Annotated in this window: 21 protein-coding genes and 1 riboswitch; of the genes, 14 read left to right on the plus strand and 7 right to left on the minus strand. The window is 73.8% G+C overall.

Annotated elements, in window-relative coordinates:
- Positions 1–6: 6 nt before the first annotated feature.
- The 3 genes from ACFWJ4_RS10760 to ACFWJ4_RS10770 all read left to right on the plus strand — a co-directional run bounded on the left by ACFWJ4_RS10760 (position 7) and on the right by ACFWJ4_RS10770 (position 2,568).
- Positions 7–1,302 (plus strand): MFS transporter, encoded by a 1,296-nt coding sequence (locus ACFWJ4_RS10760; RefSeq protein WP_380541762.1) that lies wholly within the window; start codon positions 7–9, stop codon positions 1,300–1,302.
- Between the two features lie 74 nt (positions 1,303–1,376).
- Entirely contained in the window at positions 1,377–2,189 is an 813-nt protein-coding gene (gene ddaH / locus ACFWJ4_RS10765; RefSeq protein ID WP_380541765.1) for a dimethylargininase, read from the plus strand.
- Positions 2,190–2,334: 145 nt separating this feature from the next.
- Positions 2,335–2,568, plus strand: a complete 234-nt coding sequence (locus tag ACFWJ4_RS10770) for a hypothetical protein (RefSeq protein ID WP_359911374.1) — start codon at positions 2,335–2,337, stop codon at positions 2,566–2,568.
- A gap of 63 nt (positions 2,569–2,631) precedes the next feature.
- Here ACFWJ4_RS10770 and ACFWJ4_RS10775 read toward each other — a convergent pair whose 3' ends face one another.
- A complete protein-coding gene (locus ACFWJ4_RS10775; RefSeq protein WP_380541768.1) occupies positions 2,632–5,835 on the minus strand; it encodes a BTAD domain-containing putative transcriptional regulator in 3,204 nt (1,067 codons plus the stop codon).
- Between the two features lie 259 nt (positions 5,836–6,094).
- On the opposite strand from ACFWJ4_RS10775, the gene ACFWJ4_RS10780 reads away from it, so the two are divergent.
- Both ACFWJ4_RS10780 and ACFWJ4_RS10785 read left to right on the plus strand, forming a co-directional pair.
- The gene (locus tag ACFWJ4_RS10780) at positions 6,095–7,168 is read left to right on the plus strand and encodes a hypothetical protein (RefSeq protein WP_380541771.1); all 1,074 of its coding nucleotides are present in this window, start codon (positions 6,095–6,097) and stop codon (positions 7,166–7,168) included.
- 87 nt (positions 7,169–7,255) lie between these two features.
- Positions 7,256–7,398, plus strand: a riboswitch (SAM riboswitch).
- Between the two features lie 200 nt (positions 7,399–7,598).
- Positions 7,599–8,312 (plus strand): IclR family transcriptional regulator, encoded by a 714-nt coding sequence (locus ACFWJ4_RS10785; RefSeq protein WP_380541817.1) that lies wholly within the window; start codon positions 7,599–7,601, stop codon positions 8,310–8,312.
- A gap of 24 nt (positions 8,313–8,336) precedes the next feature.
- Here the strand turns inward: ACFWJ4_RS10785 and ACFWJ4_RS10790 are convergent, their stop codons facing one another.
- Together ACFWJ4_RS10790 and ACFWJ4_RS10795 are read right to left on the minus strand one after the other, a co-directional pair.
- A complete protein-coding gene (locus ACFWJ4_RS10790) occupies positions 8,337–9,590 on the minus strand; it encodes a threonine/serine exporter family protein (protein WP_380541774.1) in 1,254 nt (417 codons plus the stop codon).
- A 94-nt stretch (positions 9,591–9,684) separates the two neighbouring features.
- Positions 9,685–10,635: an NADP-dependent oxidoreductase gene (locus ACFWJ4_RS10795; RefSeq protein ID WP_380541777.1), complete on the minus strand. Its 951-nt coding sequence runs from the start codon at positions 10,633–10,635 to the stop codon at positions 9,685–9,687.
- A 163-nt stretch (positions 10,636–10,798) separates the two neighbouring features.
- Between ACFWJ4_RS10795 and ACFWJ4_RS10800 the strand changes: the two genes are divergently transcribed.
- Both ACFWJ4_RS10800 and ACFWJ4_RS10805 read left to right on the plus strand, forming a co-directional pair.
- Positions 10,799–11,749: a GlxA family transcriptional regulator gene (locus tag ACFWJ4_RS10800; protein ID WP_380541820.1), complete on the plus strand. Its 951-nt coding sequence runs from the start codon at positions 10,799–10,801 to the stop codon at positions 11,747–11,749.
- Positions 11,750–11,892: 143 nt separating this feature from the next.
- Positions 11,893–12,363, plus strand: coding sequence for a DIP1984 family protein (locus ACFWJ4_RS10805; RefSeq protein WP_359911388.1), 471 nt, complete (start codon positions 11,893–11,895; stop codon positions 12,361–12,363).
- 286 nt (positions 12,364–12,649) lie between these two features.
- Here ACFWJ4_RS10805 and ACFWJ4_RS10810 read toward each other — a convergent pair whose 3' ends face one another.
- Together ACFWJ4_RS10810 and ACFWJ4_RS10815 are read right to left on the minus strand one after the other, a co-directional pair.
- Positions 12,650–13,228: a hypothetical protein gene (locus ACFWJ4_RS10810; RefSeq protein ID WP_380541780.1), complete on the minus strand. Its 579-nt coding sequence runs from the start codon at positions 13,226–13,228 to the stop codon at positions 12,650–12,652.
- Positions 13,229–13,546: 318 nt separating this feature from the next.
- Positions 13,547–14,074: an RICIN domain-containing protein gene (locus ACFWJ4_RS10815; protein ID WP_380541783.1), complete on the minus strand. Its 528-nt coding sequence runs from the start codon at positions 14,072–14,074 to the stop codon at positions 13,547–13,549.
- Between the two features lie 286 nt (positions 14,075–14,360).
- Here ACFWJ4_RS10815 and ACFWJ4_RS10820 point away from each other — a divergent pair, with 286 nt between their 5' ends.
- The 6 genes from ACFWJ4_RS10820 to ACFWJ4_RS10845 all read left to right on the plus strand — a co-directional run bounded on the left by ACFWJ4_RS10820 (position 14,361) and on the right by ACFWJ4_RS10845 (position 19,608).
- Positions 14,361–15,359 (plus strand): winged helix-turn-helix domain-containing protein, encoded by a 999-nt coding sequence (locus ACFWJ4_RS10820; protein ID WP_380541786.1) that lies wholly within the window; start codon positions 14,361–14,363, stop codon positions 15,357–15,359.
- A gap of 98 nt (positions 15,360–15,457) precedes the next feature.
- Entirely contained in the window at positions 15,458–15,964 is a 507-nt protein-coding gene (locus tag ACFWJ4_RS10825; RefSeq protein WP_380541789.1) for a hypothetical protein, read from the plus strand.
- A gap of 179 nt (positions 15,965–16,143) precedes the next feature.
- A complete protein-coding gene (locus ACFWJ4_RS10830; protein WP_380541792.1) occupies positions 16,144–16,689 on the plus strand; it encodes a GNAT family N-acetyltransferase in 546 nt (181 codons plus the stop codon).
- A gap of 130 nt (positions 16,690–16,819) precedes the next feature.
- Complete coding sequence (locus ACFWJ4_RS10835) at positions 16,820–17,362, plus strand: GNAT family N-acetyltransferase (protein WP_380541823.1); 543 nt, start codon at positions 16,820–16,822, stop codon at positions 17,360–17,362.
- A 316-nt stretch (positions 17,363–17,678) separates the two neighbouring features.
- Positions 17,679–19,178: a glycoside hydrolase gene (locus ACFWJ4_RS10840; protein ID WP_380541795.1), complete on the plus strand. Its 1,500-nt coding sequence runs from the start codon at positions 17,679–17,681 to the stop codon at positions 19,176–19,178.
- A 286-nt stretch (positions 19,179–19,464) separates the two neighbouring features.
- Complete coding sequence (locus ACFWJ4_RS10845) at positions 19,465–19,608, plus strand: hypothetical protein (protein WP_380541798.1); 144 nt, start codon at positions 19,465–19,467, stop codon at positions 19,606–19,608.
- Positions 19,609–19,861: 253 nt separating this feature from the next.
- On the opposite strand, the gene ACFWJ4_RS10850 is transcribed toward ACFWJ4_RS10845, so the two are convergent.
- Entirely contained in the window at positions 19,862–20,167 is a 306-nt protein-coding gene (locus ACFWJ4_RS10850) for a hypothetical protein (protein ID WP_380541801.1), read from the minus strand.
- 259 nt (positions 20,168–20,426) lie between these two features.
- Positions 20,427–21,638 (minus strand): alpha/beta hydrolase family protein, encoded by a 1,212-nt coding sequence (locus ACFWJ4_RS10855; protein WP_380541804.1) that lies wholly within the window; start codon positions 21,636–21,638, stop codon positions 20,427–20,429.
- A 361-nt stretch (positions 21,639–21,999) separates the two neighbouring features.
- On the opposite strand from ACFWJ4_RS10855, the gene ACFWJ4_RS10860 reads away from it, so the two are divergent.
- Complete coding sequence (locus ACFWJ4_RS10860; protein WP_380541806.1) at positions 22,000–22,746, plus strand: phosphotransferase family protein; 747 nt, start codon at positions 22,000–22,002, stop codon at positions 22,744–22,746.
- Positions 22,747–22,877 lie beyond the last annotated feature (131 nt).

Here is a 22,877-nt window from a genome sequence, read left to right on the forward strand (position 1 = left end):
CCCGCGATGACCACCACCGTCCCGATCGAATCACCGGCGCCGCCGGAGCGGCCGCGCGGCCGGTGGGGCCTGTGGGCCCAGGGGGACTTCCGCCGGCTCTGGATCGGTGAGACCACCAGCACCCTCGGCACGGCCGTCGGAAGCGTGGCGCTGTCCCTGGTGGCCGTGGTCACCCTGGGCGCCGGCCCCTTCGCGGTGGGCGTGATCAACGCCGCCGCCTGGCTGCCCTGGCTGTTCCTCGGCCTGCCGGCCGGAGCCTGGGTGGACCGCTGGCCCCGGCTGCGGGTGATGCTGGTCTGCGACCTGCTGCTGCTCGTCCTCTTCGCCAGTGTCCCGGTGTCCGCGTGGCTGGGGGCGCTCTCCCTCGCCCAGCTGGTGGTGGTGGCCCTGCTGACCGGGGCGGTGAAGGTGTTCTTCTCCACCGCCTACGGGGCGGTGCTGCCCACCCTGGTGGCGAAGGCCGACCTGCTGGAGGCCAACGTCAAGCTGCGCTCCGGGGCCTCGGCGGCGGAGATCGCCGGCCCGGGCGCGGCCGGTCTGCTCGCGCAGGCCTTCGGCGCCGCCAGCGGGATGCTCGCCGACTCGCTCACCTACCTGGTGTCGGCGTTCTGCCTGCGGCGGATCAGGACGGAGGAGCGCCCCCCGCCGGTATCAGAACGGCGCGGCATCCCGCGCGAGATCGGCGAGGGCGTCCGGTTCCTGCTGCGCGATCCCTACCTGCGCACGTTCGCCTGCTTCGCGGCGGTCGGCAACCTGGGACTGAACGGCATCCAGGCGGTGCAGACGGTCTTCCTGGTGCGCAGCGTGGGGATCGAACCGGGCGCGGTGGGCGCGGTGTTCGCGCTGGTGAGCGTCGGCGGGCTGGCCGGTGCGATGCTGGCCGGGCGGATCGCCCGCAGGCTGGGCACCGCGCGCGGGCTGCTGGTCTGCGAGCTGGTGGTCGCGCCCTTCATCCTGCTGCTGCCGCTGGCGGGCGAGCGGCTGCCGCTCGTGGTCAGCGCGCTCGCCTGGGCCGTCGCGGTCTGCGGCGTGGTGGCGGGCAACGTCCTGGCCGGCAGCTTCTCCCAGGCCTACTGCCCGCCCGAGATGATCGGCCGGATCAGGGCCAGCTCCGCGACCCTCAACTACAGCGCGATCCCGGTGGGAGCCCTGCTCGGCGGCTGGCTCGGCGAGGTGATCGGCGCCCGCGGCACCATCTGGCTGATGGCGGGCGTGCTGCTCTCGGCCGGCGGGGTGCTGCTGGCCAGCCCGCTGCGCGGCCTGCGCGACTTCCCGACCCGGCCGTCGGACCCCGCCGCCTGACCGCGCCGCCCCGCCCCGCCCCAGCCCGCGCCACCTCGCGCCACCTCCCGACCCGCCCTCACCCGGAGGCCCCGATGACCCGCACCGCCCGCCCGCGCCACTACCTGATGTGCCGTCCGACCCACTTCGAGGTCAGCTACGCGATCAACCCGTGGATGGACCCCGCCAAGCCGGTGGACACCGACCTCGCCGTCGCCCAGTGGGAGCGGCTGTACGCCCTCTACGGCGAGCTCGGCCACCGGGTCGACCTGATCGACCCGCTGCCCGGCCTGCCCGACATGGTCTACGCGGCCAACGGCGCCACCGTGGTGGACGGCAAGGTGCTCGGCGCGCGCTTCCGCAACGCCGAGCGGGCCGCCGAGGGCCCGGCCTACCTGGAGTGGTTCCGCGCCCGGGGCTTCGAGACGCGCGATCCGGAGCACGTCAACGAGGGCGAGGGGGACCTGCTGCTGACCGCGGGCTCCGTGCTGGCCGGGCGGGGCTTTCGCAGCGTGACCGACGGGCACGCGGAGGCCCAGGAGTTCTTCGGCCGGCCGGTGATCGGGCTGGAGCTGGTCGACCCGCGCTACTACCACCTGGACACCGCGCTCGCCGTGCTCGACGGCGACGAGATCATGTACAACCCGGAGGCCTTCTCGGCCGGCAGCCGTGCCGTCCTGCGGCGGCTGTTCCCGGACGCGCTGCTGGTGGGCGGCGAGGACGCGGCGGTGTTCGGCCTCAACGCGGTGAGCGACGGCCTGCACGTGGTGCTGCCGGAGGCGGCCGTCGGCCTGGCCGCGCGGCTGCGCGAGCGCGGCTTCCGGCCGATCGGGATGGACCTCAGCGAGCTGCTCAAGGGCGGCGGCAGCGTGAAGTGCTGCACCCTGGAGATCCGTTCGGAGGTCTGAGAAGCGGCTCGGCCGGGCACCGGTGATCAGTGGTGACCACCGGTGCTCGGCTGTAGATCGGCCGTTGACCGCCCCCGGCCAGACTGGTGCCACACCACGACGGAACCCCTTCCCCCCGGGGAAGCGACCCAAGGGAGCACCAGAGATGACGCAGCGTCCGGCCACCGCCCGTACCCGCCTGCGGCTGTTCACGGTCGGCCTCGGGGTGGTCGTCGCCCTGGGCGCGGGCCTCTCCGCCACGGTCGCCGTGGCGGAGTCGGCCGGCACCGGGACGGCGACGGTGGTGAGCGGCGACGCGACGCCGACGGCCGTCCCCACCCCGACCCCGACCAGCACCGGGCACGGCAGCACCGGCGACTGGAACAGCACCGGTTCCTGAGCGTGCCGGGCCCCGTGCACGCCGGTTCCTGAGCGCGCCGAAGCCGGGCGCAGGATCGATTCTTCAGCAGCCCGACGACAGCCGGTCGGCGGCCCGCCGCCCCTTCGGGACCGAGGGAGCCGACGGGACCGACGGAGCCGATCCGGCCGATGCGGCAGAACCCTCCCGCGGGGACAGCAGCCCCGCCACCTCCGCCGCCTCCGGCAGCCCCAGCCGGACGAAGATCCGGTGCGCCTCCCGCAGCCGGCCGCCCGCCTCGGCCTCCCGCCCGAGGTCGGCCAGGGTCCGGCCCAGCACCACCAGCGCGTGGCCCTGGTCCCGTTCGGCACCCAGCTCCTCGCACAGCTCCAGCGACTGCCCGGCGTGCTCCAGCGCCTCGTCCGTCCGGCCCAGCGACCGCAGACTGTCCGCCATCCGGTAGCGGGCGTGCGCCGCCCGGGCCCGCAGACCGGCCGCCGAGGCCACCACCAGGCACTCGCCGAACCAGGTGACCGCCTCCTCGTGCCGCCCCAGCCCGTGCAGCGCCAGCCCCAGCACGTACAGGGTGTACGCCCGGCCCGGATCGTCGTGCCGGGTCCGCAGTTCGGCCAGCGCCTCGTGGCAGATCGGCACCGCCTCGGCGGCCCGCCCGCTGCGCACCCGGGCCAGCGCCGCGTTCACCGTCGTCACCAGCGCCCCGGAGCGGTGGCCGAGTTCGCGGGCCAGCAGCAGCGCCTCGTCGTAGTGCCCGACGGCCTCGTCGTAGCGGCTGAGGAACTGGCAGACCAGGCCGAGGTCGTTCAGCGCCTGGCGCAGGATCACCGTGTCGCCCGCCGAGCGGGAGGCGGCCACCGCCAGCCGGGAGGCCGCCTCCGCCTCCTCCAGCCGGGTGGCGGCCAGGGCGACGTTGCCGCGGAGGAAGTGCGCCCGGCCAGCTGCCCGGTGGTCGGCGCGGTGGACCGCGGCGGCGGCCAGGGCCTGTGCGGTGGTGGCCAGCTGACGGCTGGGCGGGGCGAGGACGAACGGCGTGAGCGCGATCAGCATATCGATCGCGGCGCGCAGCGGCTCGGGCCCCGGCCCCGGCCCCTGCCCCGGCCCGTGCGCACGGGCGTCGGCAGCGGCGGGCGGGGCGGCCGCGGCGTCGTCCGCGACGGTCCAGCCCGCCACCTGGGCGGCCAGCGCGATCGCCCCGGAACCCTCCGCCTCGGCCCAGGCCCGCGCCCCGTCCGGGCCGTCCAGCGGAACGCCCGCGCTGCGGGCGGGCCCCAGCGCGCCGGCCGCCGGATCCCCGGGAACGGCGTGCTGGAAGGCCGTGCACGCGGTGGCCAGCAGGTGGTCGAGCATCCGGTCGCGGGCCGCCACCGCCGCGCCGGGATCGTCCGGACGGCGCCGGGCGAACGCGCGCAGCAGGTCGTGGAAGCGGTAGCGGCCGGGGAAGGGCGACTCCATCATCGCCACGTCCACCAGGGCCTCCAGCAGGTCCTCGGCGTCGTACTCGTCGAGGTCCAGCAGGGCGGCCGCGGCCTGCAGCCCGAGATCCGGGCCGTCCACCGAGGCGGCCAGCCGGAACGCCCGGGCCTGGGCGGGCGTCAACTGGCGGTAGCTCAGTTCGAAGGCGGCCGCCACCTCCAGGTCGCCGATGCGCAGCTCGTCGATCCGGCGGCGCTCGACCGCCAGCCGGCGGCCCAGCGTCTGCACCGTCCAGCTCGGCCGGGCGGCCAGCCGGGCCGCCACGATCCGCACCGCGAGCGGGAGGTGGCCGCAGACGAGCAGCAGCTCCCGGGCGGCCTCGGCCTCGGCGGCCAGCCGTTCGGCGCCGATGGTGCGGCCCAGCAGTTCGAGCGCCTCCTCGGGTTCGAAGACGCCCAGGTCGGCCTGGACGGTCGCGGGCAGTCCGGACAGCCGGGTGCGGCTGGTGGTGAGCACGGCGCAGCCGACCGCGCCCGGCAGCAGCGGTCTGATCTGCGCGGTGTCGTGGACGTTGTCGAGCACCAGCAGCAGTCGCCGGCCGTCCACCACCGAGCGGAACAGCGCCGAGCGGGCGTCCAGTCCGTCCGGCACCGCGTCGGCCGGCACGCCGAGCGCCACCAGGAAGCCGCTGAGCACCGCCTCCGGATCGGCCGGGGTGGCGTCGGCGCCCCGCAGGTCGACGTAGAGCTGCCCGTCCGGGTAGGCCTCGCGCACCCTGTGGGCGACGTGCAGGGCCAGCGCGGTCTTGCCGACCCCGCCCATGCCGACCACGGTCGCGATCGCCAGCGCCTGCTGGCCGGGCGCGCCGAGGGCCCCGACCAGCCGCTCCACCAGCACCGTACGGCCGGTGAAGTCGGCCGCGTCGGGCGGGAGCTGGGCCGGTCTGGGGGCCGGCACGCCGTTCCCGGCCGGGGCGGCGGCGGGTGCGTCCGGCACCGCGGGTCCGCCGGCCGGCTCCGGCGATCCGGCCCCGGGCACGGTCTGCTCCGCCGGGCCGGGGAGGGGTGCGGCCGGCCCGGGCACGGCGGACACCGGCCGGAGGGCCGGCGCCGGGGCGGCCAGCGTCGGGTCGCCCTCCAGGATCCGCTGGTGCAGCAGGTCCAGCTCCGCCCCGGGCGCCACGCCCAGCTCGGCCAGGAACAGCTGACGCGCGCCGCGGAACACCGCCAGTGCGTCCGCCTGCCGCCCGGCCTGGTACAGCGCGCGCATCAGCAGCCCGTACGCCCGCTCGTGCAGCGGGTGTTCGGTGGTCAGCGAGGTCAGCTCCGGGATGCACCGGGAGTAGCGGCCGAGCGCCAGGTCCAGGGCGATCCGCTCCTCCAGCAGGGTCAGCCGCAGCTCCTGGAGCCGCTGGCGCTGGCGCTGCGCGAACGGGCCGGGGATGCCGGCCAGCGGCTCGCCCTGCCACAACTCCAGTGCCTGGTTCAGCAGATCACGCGCCTGCTGCGGCTCCCCGGCGGCCGCCGTGCGCTCGGCCTGCGCCGCCAGCTCCTCCGCCTGCGCCGCGTCCACCGCGTGCTTGGGCAGCACCAGCCGGTAGCCGTCCCCGACCGAGGTCAGTACGGTCGGCGCGTCCGGTTCCTCGCCGTGCAGCACCTTGCGCCACCGCCAGGCGTACGTGCGCACCGTCGTCATCGCGGTGCCCGGCGGCTCCTCGCCCCACAGGGCGTCGATCAGGTCGGTGGCGCTCGCGCCGTGGCCGGGCCGCAACAGCAGCACCGCCAGCATCGCCTGCTGCTGGGGGCTGCCCACCTTCAGCGCGGTCGCGCCGCGCTGCGCTCTCATCAGTCCCAGCACCGAGAACCGGAAATCATCCATCCCTGCACCTGCCCGCCTCATGTGCTCGCCCCCGCCCGCGCACGTGCCGCCCCCCGATTCGATGAGCCCCTATCAACCCACGGCACCCCGCGGATGTCGAGGGATCATCGACCCGGTGGTGATCCGGCGTTGATCGGCCGTGACGACAATCGACGGTGTGGCGCCCGCAGTCGGCCCGGCCCCGACCGCCGAACCCGCCACGTCCCCGGTCGCCCGGCCGCCGTCCGGCCGACCACCACGGCTCTCGGAGGCGGACCCCATGAACACCGACCTGCTCCACCGGCTGCTCGACGTCGACCCGGCCGCCGGACCGGTCGACCTGCTCCACCGCGCCCGGGGCGAGCGCCACCTCCCGTACCTGGTGCTCGCCGCGCTCGCCCGGGACGGCGTCCGGATGGGCCGGCACGCCCGCGCCGAACTGCAGCGCGCCCGCGACCGGGCCGAGTGTTACGCGGCCGTCGCGCGCGACCTCGCCGACGCCACCGGGGTCCGTCCGATCCGTGACCTGCCACTGGCCGGCTACTACCCGCCCGACCTGCCCCGGCCGCTGGCCGAGCTCGGCCTCGTCAGCCCCACCGAGGCCACGCTCTGGCAGGCCGTCAACCGGCTGGTCACCGATCACCCGGTGGAGTCCGTGGAGGTCACCCTGTTCGGCGAGCGGCCCCGGCACACCGCCGTCACCCTGCGCTGGCCGGGCGAGGACCCGCTGCTGGACCCGTGGTACCAGGTACGGGTCGCCACCGCCGCGCTCACCGGCGACCTCGCCACCGTCCCGGTCCGCCCCTACCTGGCCGCCGACGACCACGTGGAATGCCTGATCGCCCTCGCCGAGGAGGGACTCGGGCGCGCCTTCCTCGCGGGCGACGTGATCGACGTGGCCCAGCTCGCCGGGCAGCCCTTCGACCCCGTCGAGACCGCCGCGGTGGTCGCCGCCTACCGGCTCGCCCCGGAGGCCGCGGCCCTCCTCGACCTCGCCGCCGAACACGTGCCGCTCGGCTCCCTGCGGGACGTGCGCACCGTCCTGGAGACCGAGGTCGCCCCCGAACGGCGCCGCCGCCGCGGCCGCCACCGCCCGCTCCGGCCGCGCCACGGAACCCTGCTGCGCCGCACCGTCATCCGGCACCGGTGGGACGAGGCCCTGCTGCTCCCGGCCGGCGACGCGACCCTGCTGCTCACCCCGGTCGCCGACTACCTGCTCGGCCCCGAGGGCACCCGGCCGACGGCCTCCGAACGCGCCGCCGCCCTCGCCGCCCTGAGCACCTGGGACGCCACCGCCCCCGGCGGCCCGGACCGGGCCCCGTGCACCGGCCTGTCGGAGCCGCGCCACCGCTGAGCGGGCCCGCGGGCGGCGGCCGGGGGTGGGGGTCGGGGGTGGGGGGGGCTTGCCGAGCGGCCCGGGAAGTCTTGTATCGTTCCTGGCGAATCATCCAGAGGGGTGGAGGGACCGGCCCTACGAAGCCCCGGCAACTCCCCGTTCGACCCGGCGTCCGAAGTACGCGCCGTGCCGTCCGGGGGCAGTGCCAACTCCGGCCTGTCGCCACTGTGGCGCGGGAAAGATGAGGAGACACGGTGCTCTCTGTGCTGTCCTTCGCCCGGGCGCTTCCCGCCCCGGCGCTTTCGCGTACCCGTCTCGTGCCCGGCGCAGGCAATCGGCCGTTTCCCCCGGCCCGTCCTCGCTGACCACACCCCCCGGCTCCCCGCCAGGAGCCGCCGTGAGCAGCGACCGTCCGCTGCTCCGGGCCCCGAGACTGGAGTACCCCCACATGGAGAACACGAGCGGCGTCGGCGTGCTCGACAAGGTCACCTCGATCCTCGGCACCCTGGAGGCCGGCCCCGTCACGCTGGGCGGCCTGGTCGCCGCCACCGGCATGGCGCGGCCCACCGCCCACCGGCTGGCCGTCGCACTCGAACACCACCGCCTGGTCAGCCGGGACACCCAGGGCCGGTTCATGCTCGGCCCGCGGGTCGGCGAGCTCGCGACGGCGGCCGGCGAGGACCGGCTGCTGGCCGCGGCCGGCTCGGTCCTCACCCAGCTGCGCGACATCACCGGCGAGAGCGCCCAGCTCTACCGCCGGCAGGGCGAGGTGCGGATCTGCGTGGCCGCCGCCGAGCGCCTCACCGGCCTGCGCGACACCGTTCCGGTGGGCGTCACCCTCCCCATGAAGGTCGGCGCCGCCGCCCAGATCCTGCTCGCCTGGGAGGAGCCCGAACGGCTCCACCGCGGACTGCAGGGCGCCCGGTTCACCGCCACCGCGCTGAGCGGCGTACGGCGCCGGGGCTGGGCCCAGTCGGTCGGCGAGCGCGAACTCGGGGTCGCCTCCGTCTCCGCGCCGGTCCGGGGCCAGTCCAACCGGGTGGTCGCCGCCGTCACGGTGTCCGGGCCGATCGAACGCCTCACCCGGCACCCCGGCGCCCACCTCTCCCAGGCCGTCGTCGAGGCCGCCCACCGGCTCACCGAGGCCCTGCGCCACCCCTGAGCGGGGCCCCGGCCTGCCCCGGGCTCAGGCCCGGGGCAGCAGCACTGCGCGGGAGGGACGCGGGATCCGGCTGATCACCGAGCCGATCAGGGTGCCGATCGACACCCCGAAGACCGCCGACACGGCCGTCAGTACCGACTGCGCGCCGTTCCCGACCTCGATCTGCGCGGTGTGCAGCAGGCCGAAGGAGCCCGGTACCACGATCCAGAACGCCGGGAGGTAGAGCACCTGCCAGAGCGGACCGCCCGGCAGCCAGTGCACCAGGGTGGCCGCGGCCGCGGCGGTGACCGCGCCGGCCAGGCCGCCGACCGCCGCGCCGTGCGCCGACCCCACCACCACCTGGACCGTGACGCTGACCGCGATCACCACGACGATCCACGGGACGGCCGAGGGCGGGGTGTTCACGCTGACCACCACGCCCGCCACCGCGAGCGCCAGCCCCAGCGCGATCACCCACCAGCTCGGCCTGGCGACCTGCACGTCGGCCAGCGCGGCGGCCGGCACGCCGGCCGCCGTCGCGGCGGCGGCCACCCCGGCGAGGAACAGCGCCAGCTGCACCGCACCGGACACCAGCCGGGCCGTACCCGCGCTGGCCGCACCCGCGGCGATCTCCGACAGCCCAGTGACGAGCAGTCCGCCCGGCAGCAGGATCGCCAGCGTGGCCACGATGGTCCGCAGCGGGCCCTCCAGCAGCCCGGCCCGGGCGAGCGAGAGGACCAGCAGCGCGACCAGGAACCCGGCGGTGACGGGCAGCAGCGGCCGCAGGTACGGCAGCCGCCGGGCGAGCACGGTCAGCCCCACGACGATCAGCGAGCCGAGCCCGGCCGCCAGCACGTTCGCCGCCACCGGCTGCAGGAAGAGACAGACCCCCACCCCGACCGGCAGCGCCCCGAGGTCCGACACCCACGCGGGCCGGCGGGCCGGCGCCCGCCGGATCCCGTCCAGCTCGGTGAGCGCCCGGGGCCCGTCGAGCTCGCCCGCCCGCAGCCGGTGCACCAGGTGGAGGACGTCGGCCGTCTGCTCGAACCGCAGCGCGGTGCCGACCGGCTGGAACCGGGTGGCGTCGTCCGGCCCCAGCGCGACGAAGAGCCCGTTGGTCAGGGCGGCGACCCGTACGTCCGGCGCCCCCAGCGCCCGCCCCAGCCAGTGGAGTTCCTCTTCGACGTCATGGACGGGCAGGCCGCCGCCCAGCAGGGCTTCGCCCAGTTCGAGCAGCAGACGGCGGAGCGGGTCGGGCGGGGCGTCGATGCCCCGGACCGGGGGAGACTTGCTTGGCATGGCAGGTATCGTCCCATCCCGCCCGAATCGGTCCGACTCTGCCCCGGTCTGATCGGTTCTGCTCACCGTCCGCCCGTGACACCGCCGGGCGCTGTCACGGGCGGACGGTGAGCACCAGCTTCCCCGTGACCCGGCCCGTCTCGCCCTCGGCGTGGGCCTTGGCGGCCTCGGCGAGCGGGTAGGTGCCGGAGACGTGCACGCGCAGCTGTCCGGACTCGGCGAGGGCGGCGATCGCGGCCATCCCGGCCCGGTCGTGCTCGACCAGCAGGGTCTTCGCCGTCACGCCCAACTCGGCGGCGCGCTCGGCCAGCCCGTCGAGGTCGTGGGGCAGGATCGACACCAGGACGCCGCCCGGCCGCAGCGTCTCCAGGGAGCGCAGCCGGTCCTCCCCGCCGAGCGGGTCGAGGACCACGTCGACGTCCCGGGCCTCCTGCGCGAAGTCGGCGGTGCGGTAGTCGATCACCTCGTCCGCGCCCAGGCCCCGGACGAAGTCGTGCTTGGCGGCGGACGCGGTGCCGATGACGTACGCGCCGCGCGCCTTGGCGATCTGCACGGCGACGTGCCCCACGCCGCCGGCCGCCGCGTGCACCAGGACCCGCTGCCCGGGCCGGACCCGCGCCGTGTCGACGAGGGCCTGCCAGGCGGTGAGCGCCACCAGCGGGAGCGCGCCCGCCTCGACGTGGGTCAGTGCGGCGGGCTTGGGTGCGAAGGCCCGGGCGGGGCCGGTGACGTACTCGGCGTGCGAGCCGGCGCCGTACGGGTAGGGCAGCATGCCGAAGACCTCGTCGCCCGGGGCGAAGAGCGAGACGCCGAGGCCGACCGCCTCGACGGTGCCGGAGACGTCCCAGCCGAGCGTGAACGGGGGCTGCCCGAGGAAGATGCCGCGCTCGCGGTGCTTCCAGTCGGTGGGGTTGACCCCGGCGGCGTGGACGGCGACGAGGATCTGGCCGACGCCGGGCGTGGGCCGTTCGACCTCGGCCTCGTGGAGGACGTCCGGGGCGCCGAGGGTGGTCTGGGTGACGGCTCGCATCGTGTTCGTGGTCATGGACCAAGCCTGCGGCCGGGGCCCTGACCTGCGAAATGGCAAGATGGTCAAAGACCGATAGGATCGTGCCATGCCTGCGATCGCACCCCGCGGCCACCGCGGATCCGGCGCCCCTGGTCTCCGCGGCGCCCTCGGTCTCCCCGGCGACCGGCCGCCGCACCGCGTGGTCGTCCTCGCCCTCGACGGCGTGTACCCCTTCGAGCTGGGCATCCCCAACCGGGTCTTCCCCGGGGTGCCGGGAGCGTACGAGGTGGTGACGTGCGCCGCGACCGACGACCGGACGGTCGCCACCGACGCCGACTTCACGATCACCGTCGGGCACGGGCCCGAGGCGCTGGAGAGCGCCGACACGGTCGTCATCCCGCCCTACGCCCTGCACCGCGTCACCGCCGACCTGCCGGACGCCGAGCGCGCGGCCCTCGCCCGGATCCGCCCCGGCACCCGCATCGTCTCCATCTGCACCGGCGCGTTCGCCCTGGCCGCCGCCGGCCTGCTCGACGGACGCCCCGCCACCACCCACTGGGCGCTGGCGCCGACCTTCCGCCGAATGTTCCCCCACGTCGCCCTGGACGCCGACGTGCTGTTCGTCGACGACGGCGACATCCTCACCTCGGCGGGCGCCGCCTCCGGACTCGACGTGTGCCTGCACGTGGTGCGCTCCGACCACGGCAGCGCCGTCGCCAACCAGGTCGCCCGGCACTGCGTGGTGCCGCCCTGGCGCGAGGGCGGCCAGGCCCAGTACATCGAACAGCCGGTGCCGCCGGAGGGCGCCAACGGCACCGCCGCGACCCAGGCCTGGGCCCTGGAACACCTCGACCGCCCGCTCGCCCTGCGGGAGTTGGCCGCGCACGCGCGGATGAGCCCGCGCACCTTCGCCCGCCGCTTCCAGGAGGAGACCGGCACCAGCCCCGGCCGCTGGCTGATCCAGCAACGGCTGCACCGCGCCCGCCACCTGCTGGAGACCAGCGACCTCCCGGTCGACCGGATCGCCACCGAGATCGGCTTCGCCACCGGCGCCTCGCTGCGCCAGCACCTGCACGCGGCGATCGGGGTGTCGCCCCAGGCCTACCGGGCCACCTTCCGCGGCCGGGCCGCCGCCCCGAGTCGGACCTGACCGGCCGTCGACCCGGTTCCCCGTTCCGGCTCCGTCTCCGGTTCTGTCGCTGGTCAGGGCCCCGACGGAGCGGAAAACCAGGTGCGGACGGGCCGGTTCGCACTCGTATACTCGTGCGAGCTCAGAGAGGGGGAGGTGCAGAAATGAAGCTTGCCGAGGCACTGGCAGAACGCGCGGAGGCGACGCGCCGTACGGAACAGCTGCGGGCGCGCATCGTCAGCAGCGCGCGGCACCAGGAGGGGGAGACGCCCGCCGAGGACGCGGCCCAGCTGCTGGCCGAGGTCGGCGAGGTGCTGGACGCCCTGGAAACGTTGATCCGGCGGATCAACCGGACCAACGCCACCGTGGAGATGGGTCCGGACGGCACGCTCACCGATGCCCTCGCGCGCCGGGACGTTCTGCGGTTGCGTCACTCCGTGGTCACCGCGGCGGCGGACGCGGCAGCGGGGACGGGTGACCGGGGATACGGCCGACAGCTCCGGTCCGAGCTGATGATGCTCTCCGCGCTCCCGGTCGCCGAACTGCGCGGCCAGGCGGACGCGCTCGCGCGGGAGATCCGCGAGGTCGATGTGCGGATCCAGCGCACGAACTGGGAGGTCGATCTGCTGGACTGACAGTCCGGCATGTTCGGACGATGTGGAGCAGGTAGCAGCTTCGGAGGCGTGCACACACCGAGGGCCGGCGGTATTCCGGCCCACTCCTGGCGCGTGAAGAGCAACGCGGGGTTCGACTCCCCATCAACAGTGCAGCTCAGCACCGCGTACAGGTAACCGTGCACAGCACACAGCACATCACCACGTGCAGGTCCGAGGCGGCGAGGGCGGGTTCGGGGCATTCCACATCGCAGCTCCGCGCAGGAAGTCGGCGGGCCCGACTTCCTGCGCGGAGCGCCGGCCCGGCTCAGGCGTGGAGTGTGACGTTGGGCAGCGGGCGGCCTGCGGTGTCGAACAACGCGGCGCCGCAGTCGCAGTGCTCGTCGGCGAGGGTCTCGGTCGGCGGCAGCTCCCACACCAGCATCTGCGAGCAGTCCGGGCAGTTCAGGCTGACCAGGGTCTCCTCGGGCTCCGAGCCCCAGGCCCGCACCGGGAGGCCCTCGTGCAGCAACCCGGCCGGCTCGCGCCCACCGGTCAGCGCGACCAGCAGTTCGTAGGTGTCGGTGCCGTTCTCCCGCACCAGGAGCGTGCGGCCGAGGTCCGCCAGCACGCCGGCGAGGTGATCGAGCTGACGGACCGGGACGTCACCGCGGCGCAGTGCCGGGTCGGCCTCGGCCGCCCGGTGGACGACCTCGGTGTCGATGCCCGCCGGTTCTGCCCCGAAGGCCCGTAGCCGACCGGCCACGAATGCCGCCAGCTGCCCCGGGTGGTCCTCGCCGGTCCAGTCCATGGTGAACATCACCCGGTCGACCCGGACTCCCCGTGCCCGCTCGTCGGGGGTCAGGACCAGCGCTTCCAGTTCTTCCGACTCTTCCAGCTCCGTCATGGCGATCACGCTATCAACGGGCCGGACGGGCCTTGGCGATCCCGGTATGCCGTTCCCGGTTCCGCACAGGGGAGTTGACCGTAGGATCGAAGCGGTCGTGAACCGGGGGGAAGCGATGAAGCTTGTCCCGCGGCGCCGTCATGCCGTCACTCCAGGGGTCGTCGGGCTCGCGCCGGCCTCCTGCACCGCGGCCGATCAGGTGGGCTTCGGGAGTGTTGTCGGCAGGAGGCTCGTCTCCTACGAGCACGTCTGCGCCTGAACCGCCGTCCCGGTCGGGGACGTCCGGACGTCCCCGGCCGGGGTCGTGGTCGACCGGACTCAGCGCACCACCCAGAGCTGCGTGGTGGTGCCGTCGCACGGCTGCTGACGCACCTCGCGCCGGCTGCCCGACGGCGCGCCCGCGTCCGCGAGGCACAGGCCGGTCGCCCGGTTCTTGATGGCGATCACCCCGCTGGCCTGGGCGACGTGCTCCCAGCGCTGGCCCTCGCTGTAGTTGCAGCGGCGCTGGATGATGGTGGCGCCGGCGTTCATGCCGGTCGGTTCGAGACAGAGACCGGAGTTCGCGGCCTTCATGTCGGTGGACGGGTCGCCGAGGTAGGTGTCCGTCCAGAACGACTGGTTCGAGGCGAGCTTGCAGTCGAACTGCTGGAGCAGCGCGCCCTCGGAGGTGGAGCCGCCGCGGATGTCGAGGCACTTGTTGTAGGCGGAGACGTTGGCGTAGCGGTGCTGCACCGGGTCGGCCTGGGCGGGGGTGGCCAGCGTGGTGGCGGCGGCGAGCACCGTGCCGGTGACGACGAGGGAGCGGACGACGAGGGAGCGGGCGACGGACTGACGGGTGAATCGCATGACGGTTTCACTCCTCACCAGAGTCGGGGCGCCACCTCGGGGCGCCCTCGGCGGCCAGTCTCACGAACCGCTGCGCTCGCTCCCAAGACCCTTCGGGTTCCATCGAATCCGGGCGCCCGTCGTCCGCCGAAACGCCACGATCCGGTCAGAGCCGGGCAACGCCACCGCGAGCCGGAGCCGTCCGTCTACGGTGGGCGGAAGGCCGTAGGGGGCGGAGGCCCGGCGGGGGACCGGTGCCGGGACGCGGCCGCACCCCTCGGGAGCCCCCGTGACGCGAGGAGCAGGATTGCTGCGCATCCACTTCACCCACGACGACCTGACCAGGGTTCGGATCACGCGGGCACCCGACCCGCTCACCGAGACGGTCCTGAGCCTGTCCCTGGTGCAGGCCCGCGGTGTGGGCGGGGTGGCGTTGGAGGGCTGGCGCAGCCGGACCCGCACGCTCCTGGGCCCCGAGTCGCGGCTCCTGTTCGAGCTGGCGACCGCCGCCGGGGCGGCGCAGGCCCCGGAGGCCTTCCTGCACGCCGACGCCACCACGCTGGCGGACAGCCTGGACCACACCTGGTCGCTGCCCGGCCGGCTGTGGGCGGCGGACCTGCGGATCCTGGAACGCATCCGGCCGAGGGTGCCCCGCTGGATCCGCGAGCTGCACCGGGGCGACCGCGAATGGCGCGCCTTCGTCGGCCGCGGCCTGCGCAGGTACCACTCCGTCGCGATCGCCCCGTACTGGTCCCAACTGCTCGCCGCCGCTCATACCGAGCGCACCGCGCGGGCGCTGCTCGCGGCGGACTCCGGGCTGGACGGCCTGTTCGGCTCGCTGCACCCCGACATCCGGTGGGAGTCGCCGGTGCTGGAACTGCCCTGCCCCGTCGACGCGGACCTGCGGCTGCGGGGCACCGGCATCGTGCTCGCGCCCACCTTCTTCTGGCCCGAGCCGATGGCGATGACCGACAACCGCGGCCCCGAGCACCCTCCCGTGCTCCACTACCCGCTGGCCCGCGACCTCGCCACCTACCGGTCGGTCTGGGCCCCGGTCGCCGCGGCGGAACCGGGCGGCGCGCTCGTCGCCCTGCTCGGCGCCACCCGCGCCCGCACCCTGCGGGCGGCGGCCGACCCGGCGGGCACGGCCGAACTGGCCCGCCGCACCGGCACTTCGCCCGCCACCGCGAGCCACCACGCCACCGTCCTGCGGGCCGCGGGCCTGCTCACCACCGAACGCACCGGCCCCGGGGTCCGCCACGCCCTGACCCCGCTCGGCGAGGCCCTCCTCCAGGACCGCCCCTGAACCCCGCCCGGACGGGGCCGCGACCGTCCGCATCCTCCCGCGGTGAGCTGTGACGACCCGCGAGGACGTACCGGCGATCATGCCGCTACGGTTCCTCCGTGACTTCTCCCGCCTGGACCGATGACGAGATCGTCGCCGGCCTCCACGAGTTCGCCGAGGCCCGCGGTCTTCCCCTGCCCGCGCCGACGAAGGCCGCCGACGAGTTCGAGGCCCTCACCGGGTTTCCGATGGCGCCGCTGCTGCGGAGGATCTACTGCGAGGTCGCCGACGGCGGCTTCGGGCCGTACGGCGGCGTCGTCTCGCTCACCGAGTCGAAGCGGCGGTTCAGCCACGAGGCATCTCTGGCGCGCGTCCACCGGAAATGGGCCTCCGAGCCGGGCTTTCCGCCCGGCGTGGTGCCGTTGGTGACCCTTGGCGGTGTCATCTGGTGGTGCCTCGACCTCAGCACCCCGCAGGGCGCCATGTGGGGCATGGACGAGAACGCCTGCGACCACCACTACGCCTCCCCGCAGGACGTCACCCTGGCGGAATGGCTCACGGACTGGCTCCTCGGGAACGACACCTTCCCGACGATTCCCCCTGTTCCCGACTGCCCTCACTGCTGACGGGCGGCCGGCTCGGCTCCTCGGGCCGCAGCCGCTCCGGTGGGTCGGGGCCGGAGCCGGGTACCGGCCGGTGACGCCGCTGAAGTCGCTGACGGCGTACGGCCCCGTCGCCGACGAGCTCGCCACCGCCGCCGTAGCGTGCGGGTGCGGGACGACGCCGGACGATGGGGGGAGACGACATGGCAGGGCAGGACGCGCGGTTCGCCGCCTACGCTCCGGACCCGGCCGAGCGGCCTGCTCCGGTGACCGCGGTGGTGGTGGAGGCGACCGGGGACGATGTGCCGAGGTTGGCCGCGATCCAGGCCCGGGCGCGCGGTGGTTCGGCGGGCGCATGGGCGGACCGCATCCGGCGGGCGCTGCGTGCTGAGCGCAGCCTGGTGATCACCGCGAAGGTGTCCGGTGAAGCCGTCGGGTACGCGAGCGCGGCGTTCCTGCCCGAGCACGCCGGGGACGGTGCCCCGGCCGGCCACTACCTGACCGGTGTCACGGTGGATCCCGACTGGCGGCGTCGTGGAATCGCGAGGCTGCTGACCCGGCGCCGGATGGAATGGGCGTGGGGAGGAGGGTCGGCCGTCTGGTGCTTCATCTCCGCCAGGAACCGCGCCTCGCTCGACCTGCACCGGGAACTCGGCTTCGAGCAGGTGGAGTTCGGCGCCTCCTTCCAAGGCATCGGGTTCGCCGGTGGCGAGGGCCGGCTCCTGCGAGCGGACCCGCCGCGACCGTGACGGGGTGCCACCTCGTGAGAGCCGCGCTCACTCGTGTCGGCAGGGGCCGCCGCCTGACGCGGCACCAGGCATGGATCGAAAGTGTCCGATGAGGATGGCGGAGAGCCACTTGCTGATCCAGAATGACGGAATGGTCACGCTTCAGACTCCCCGGTTGATCCTGCGTCGCTGGCGCGAGGCGGACGTCGCGCCCATGGCTGCCGTCAATGCCGATCCCGAGGTGATGCGGTGGATCCGGGACGGCAGCGTCCGTGACGAGCAGCAGACCCGCGCCGGGATCCGGGCGTGGGAGGGCGAGTGGGAGTCGCGGGGCTTCGGCCTGTTCGCCGTGGAGATCCGTTCCACCGGCGAGTTGGCCGGGTTCACCGGGCTTTCGGTGCCCGCATTCCTGCCGGAGGTCCTGCCGGCGGTCGAGGTCGGCTGGCGGCTGGGACGTTCCCACTGGGGGCGGGGCCTGGCCACGGAGGCCGCTGTGGCCGCTGTCCGGTTCGGGTTCGAGGAGCGGGGGCTGGAGCGGATCGTCAGCATCGCCCAGGTGGGCAACGACGCCTCCGAACGGATCATGACCAAACTGGGGATGCACCCGGCCCGCGAGACCGTCAACCCCACCAGCGGTCGGCGGGTCCGGGTGTTCGAGCTGTCGTCGGACCAGTACGCCGCAGCCACGCGCTGACGGTCCGGGCTCCCGTCCAGACGCTCTTCCGGGCGCTCTTTCACGCCCAGCGTCGCCGGTTCTTGACATTGCGTGCTCCCTCGGGAGCCGTCGGCCAACCACGGTGGACGACGAGGCAGACTCCTCCTGGAGTGACCGGCGGCGACGGATTCCACCGGTGCACCGGCATCGACAACGGCGGCACGCCGACCAATCGGTACCTGTGCCGACCAGTCGCCCGGGGTCCGCCCCGGGCCGAGCCCATCGCGATTTCGATGGTGCGCGATACAACTGGCACCCCCGCGACTGCGGGGGGTGACGACTTGTGGGGGAACCGATGGAACGACGTACGCTGCTGCGCGGACTCGTGGGAGTGCCGCTCGGCGCGATGACGCTGATCTCCGGAACCGGGCGTTCCTGGGCGGGCCAGCCGATCGGAACGATCGAGGTCAAGCCGCCGGCGCCGAACGTGGAGTGGACCCGCCGCTGGGAGGGTTGGGGCACCACGCTGGGCTGGTGGGCGAACCGGATCGGGCCCCGGGACGACCTGGCCGACCTGCTGTTCACCCGCAACACCGTCCCGTTCCTCGGGCACCAGCTGCCGGGCCTGGGCATGAACATCGTCCGGTACTGCGCCGGCGGGTCCGGGAGCAACACCATCGGCTCCCGGAAGATGGCGTCCCCGCTGGACGGGTTCAAGAAGATCGAGGGCTTCCAGCTCGACTGGAACTCCGACGACCCGTCCTCGTCGAGCTTCGACTGGACCCTGGACGCCAAGCAGCGGGGCGTGCTCCAGCAGGCGAAGGCCCGGGGCGTGGACACCTTCGAGCTCTTCGCCAACTCGCCGATGTGGTGGATGCTCAAGAACGACAACCCGGAGGGCGCCGCCGACGGCCTCTGCAACCTCCAGGACGGCAACTTCGACCGCCACGCGGCCTACCTGGCGACGGTGGCACGGTATGCGCACGACCACTGGGGCATCGACTTCGCCTCGGTCCAGCCGTTCAACGAGCCGGGCCTGAACTGGGGCAACAAGGCGGTGATGGACACCACCCAGGAAGGCTGCTACTACACCCACGCCCAGCAGGCCGACCTCATCCGGCGGACCCGCGCCCAGCTGGACGTCCGGGGCCTGACGGGGACGCTGGTGGCGGGCCTCGACGAGAACGGCACCGCGCTGGCCCGCAACACCTGGACCAGCCCGGAGTTCGACGCCGTGACCAAGGCGGCCGTCGGCCGGGTCAACGTGCACGGCTACGACGAACTCGGCGGCGACCGGGTCGGGTTGTACGACGCGGTGTCCGCCGACGGCAAGCGGATCTGGAACTCCGAGTACGGCGACGGGTGGGCACACGGCCTGGCTCTCGCCGAGAACCTGCATGCCGACCTGCACCTGCTCCACCCTTCGGCCTGGGTGGCCTGGCAGATCCTCGACTGGCACGGCTTCGGCGCGATCGACTTCACCGACGGGGCGCTGGTCGAGGTCAACCCCAAGTACTGGGTGCTCGCCCAGTACATGCGGCACATCCGCCCGGGGATGACGATCATGGACACCGGCCACAACAACGCGGTCGCGGCCTACGACGCCGTCAACCACAAGCTGGTCGTGGTCGCCTACCTCCTGGAGGACGCGCAGTGGCTCACGTTCGACCTGTCGGCGTTCTCGCAGCCGGGCGTACACGGTGCCGCGGTCAAGCGCTGGGTCACCGGCGTCGGCGCCGGTGACGGCCAGCGCTACCAGTACTACGCGGACACCGTGATGAACGGCGGGCGGTTCTGGTCCAACTGCGGTGCCTACAGCGTCCAGACCTTCGAGGTCTCCGACGTCCACCTGTAGCCGTTCGCGTCCCCGGCCGGGCCCGCCCCGGCCGGGGACCTCCTTCGGCCCGGTCGAACTTCCGGACCGGATCGAGGAAGTGCCCCGCATGCGGGCTTCCGGAACACCCCGGGCTGCTCGGGGTCCAGCTGTTTCGGAGCGTTGACGTGCGCGGGAAGTCGACGGGCTCGACTTCCCGCGCGGGGTGGGTGGGGTCGGGCCGGTCGGTCGTGAGCGATGGCCCGGTGACGGTCAGTCATGACAGGATCGGTACGGGTCGACGCCGTGTCGACCGGAAGGAGGAGACATGGCCGAGGACAGCAAGGTGACGGAGTCCGCCAAGGACAAGGCTCTGTCCGGCAAGTACGCGGGCACGGAAGTCACCATCGACGGCGAGGAGCACATCATCATCCGGGAGGACGAAGTCCCGGTGAGCGCCGACGGCGAGTGATCCGGCCGCGCCCACGCTTCGGTGCGGGCTGATCTTCGCCCGTGCCGCGTCGGAGCGGAGCGTCGTCCGGCAAGGACAAGGGCCCCGTCGGCCGCTGCCGACCGGGCCCTTTCTGTTGCGTTTCCGCGGGTCGCAGGCTCGCCCTCCACCGTCGCCGGAGCAGATGAACCGGGACAGGACCACCCTGCGTCCCAGCTTCCGGGACTGAAACATCGGAGACTTTCGGCACTTCCCGCGCGGGGCGGGAGGGGGGCTATGCCGGGTGCTCGTGGGCGATGGCCCGGAGGACGTCGGCGAGCCACGTCAGGTGGTGGCTCAGTGCGCGGTCCGGGTCGGCGACTACGTCCCGCAGGTGCTGCCAGGATTCCGAGAGCTGTCCGATGGTGAGTTCGTCCGGCTCCCGGGTGACGTCGTAGAGGTCGTTCGGGGGGATGGACCAGAAGTAGTCGTTGTCCAGGGCGACGGCATCGCCCGCCGCAGCGGCTTCCATGTGACGGAGTACGACGTCGAACGAGCTGCGCAGCTCGGCGAAGGACACGGACAGGGGCTCACCAGTCATGATCACCATCATGGGGGACCAGTGGGGGTGAGCAGGAAGTCGGCGGGGCCGACTTCCTGTGCGAGATGGTCGGATGTCAGGCCTTGGGCACGGGGTGGGCGGTGGCGCGATCACCGGCAGGTGATCGACGCGACCGCGTGGAAGTTCCGGACCGGCTCGCCAACTGGAACGAACACCCCAGACCCTTCGTCCGGACCGAGAGCGCCGACCAGATCCTCGACAAAGTCGCCGCCTGCTGCCAGAGAATCTCCGACTCACGTCACTGGTACTGGAAGAGCACTTCCGGGTTGTTCGGCGAGGGGCCGTCCAGCAGCGGACTGTGGATCCCCTTCAGCGTCCGGTCGAAGAACGCTGTCACGTATTCGCGGGTGATCGCCACCCCGCGTTCCGGGGAGAGGGGCCCCGGCGTCGGGAACCCGGCCTCCTCCAGGAGCAGGTCCAGGTCGGTGAAGCTGGTGTGGTCGGCGCCGGCGACCGTCAGCCACTTCTTGTAGCCGCCGAGGGCGGCCCAGGCCTGGCCCCACGTGGTGTCGTGGCCGCCGACCGGGTGGTTGTCGGCCGCACCCAGCATGAGGAACGGCCGGTTGATCCGGCCGGGCATCGGGGCCGGGTGGAAGGAGCCGTCCATGTTCACTCCGGCCCGCACTCGCGGGTCGGCGGTCATCGTGGTGGCGGCCGCCGCTCCGCCGATGGAGTGTCCGGCCGTGCCGATCTCGTGCTTGTCGATGAGGCGTGCCAGGGGCCACGCGGTATTGCCGTGCGTCAGCCGGTCGATGACGAAGGACATGTCCAGCGCGCGGCTGGCGGCGACGGAGTCGAAGTCGAGCGCCGGGTTGTGGCAGATCGCGCACGTCGGCGTCTCGCCGTTCGCCAGCGTCTCGCCGCTGTCCTCGTAGGTGTGGCCGACGAGCGCGACGACGTAGCCGTGACTGGCCAGGTCGGTCGCGAGCGAGGTGAGCGTCATGCGCTGGTCCTCGAACCCGGGTGAGAGGACCACCAGCGGATACTTGCCGCGCTGCGGCCGCGCGCCGTCGAAGGCGTGAGTGGTGACGCCGGAAAGGTTCTGTGGGGTGACGCCGGAGCTGGCCGGCATCCCCCGGAACCGGATGGCTCCGGCTGCCTCGGCGAGGGTCATGTAAGGGGCCGGGGTCCCGGTTCCGGGGACGGCTGGGTAGACCATCGTGACGGTCAGTTGGCGGGGGCCGGACGAGGGCACCCACGGGTCGGGACGGCTCGCGTCGGTGAGGTGGATGATGTCCTCGCCGGCGGCGTAGGGGCCGGTCGGCGCGGGGAGCGTGCCTTGGAAGGACCGTGTGGGCGCGGTGGCCGTGGCCGGTGCGGTGTCGAACGCGTGCGTGGCCACCGGTGTGGCCGACGGTGTGGTCGTGGCGGCGAACCCGGCGCCGGTTCCGGTGACGAGGGCGGCGAGCGTCAGCACGGCGACAGCGCTGATACGGCGATTGCGTTTCATGGGGTCGACGCTAGGTTCCGCGGCTCCGTGCCGAATCGGCTCATGGATGTAAACATTCTGGTGTCGTTCGTAGCCCCCGCGAGGTACCGGAGTAATCCGCCGGGAGTATGTCGTGCGGTGCGGGTTCCCTTCGCCGGCATCGTCGAGCGCCACCTTCGTCCTGGCCTGCGACGGACACGACGCCAAGCCCTACCGCTGCACTGGCCCGTGGTGCGCGCAGGAAGTCGGCGGGGCCGACTTCTGGCGCGAGGCGGTGCGGTGTCGTGCGCGAGGCCGCCGGGCGGCGGGCAGCGGTCGGCCGCGTTGTCGCACGTGACAAACCCGGCGACGGCGGCGGCCGTCCCCGGGATACTGGTCGCCCATGGATGAGGTCACGGTGGTCGTCGCCCATTCCGAGCGCGCGACCCTGCGCGTCGGAGACGTGTTCCTGAAGGTGGACGCCGATCAGGCGCGCATCGACGTCGAGGTCGAGGCGATGTCCCTCGCGCCGGTCCCGACCCCGAAGGTCCTGTGGCGTAAGCCGCCCGTGCTCGCGATCGCCGCGCTGCCGGGGAGGACCCTCGGGCGCCTCGGCGGGCCGTCGACCGGGTCACCGGCGGAGTGGGCCGCGGCGGGCGCCGCCATCCGGAAGCTGCACGACGCGCCGCTGCCGCCCAGGCCCGGCCGGGCCGGCCGGAGCGTCGTCGCGCTGACGGCGGAACTCGACGACGAGTGCGAGGCGCTCGTGTCGAACGGTGTCCTGCCCGCCGACCTGGTCACCCGCAACCGCGAGGTCGCCGAGGCCGCGTTCCGGCCGTGGACTCCGGCGTTCACGCACGGCGACCTGCAGGTCGCGCACGTGTTCGTCGACGGTGGCGAGGTCACCGGCATCATCGACTGGTCCGAGGCGGGCCGGGGTGACGCCCTGTACGACCTCGCCACCTTCACGCTCGGACACGAGGAGCACCTCGACGACGTCATCGCCGGGTACGGCACCGACGTCGACCTCGACGTGATCCGCGCGTGGTGGTCGTTGCGAAGCCTGCTGGCGGTTCGCTGGCTGATCGAGCACGGCTTCGACCCCTTCGCGCCGGGCTGCGAGGTCGACGTGCTGAGATCCGGGATGTGAGGCCGCGCCGGCCCGCTTTGTGCACAGGAAGTCGGCCCAGCCGACTTCCTGTGTGGGAGAGCTGAAACCGCCACGCTCCACGTCAGGCCCGGCCAAGCTTGGCCGGGGCCGCCGAAACCACAGCTGAGCAG

The sequence above is a fragment of the Kitasatospora sp. NPDC127067 genome (assembly GCF_042724755.1).
In the GTDB taxonomy this organism is placed as follows: domain Bacteria; phylum Actinomycetota; class Actinomycetes; order Streptomycetales; family Streptomycetaceae; genus Kitasatospora; species Kitasatospora lactacystinica.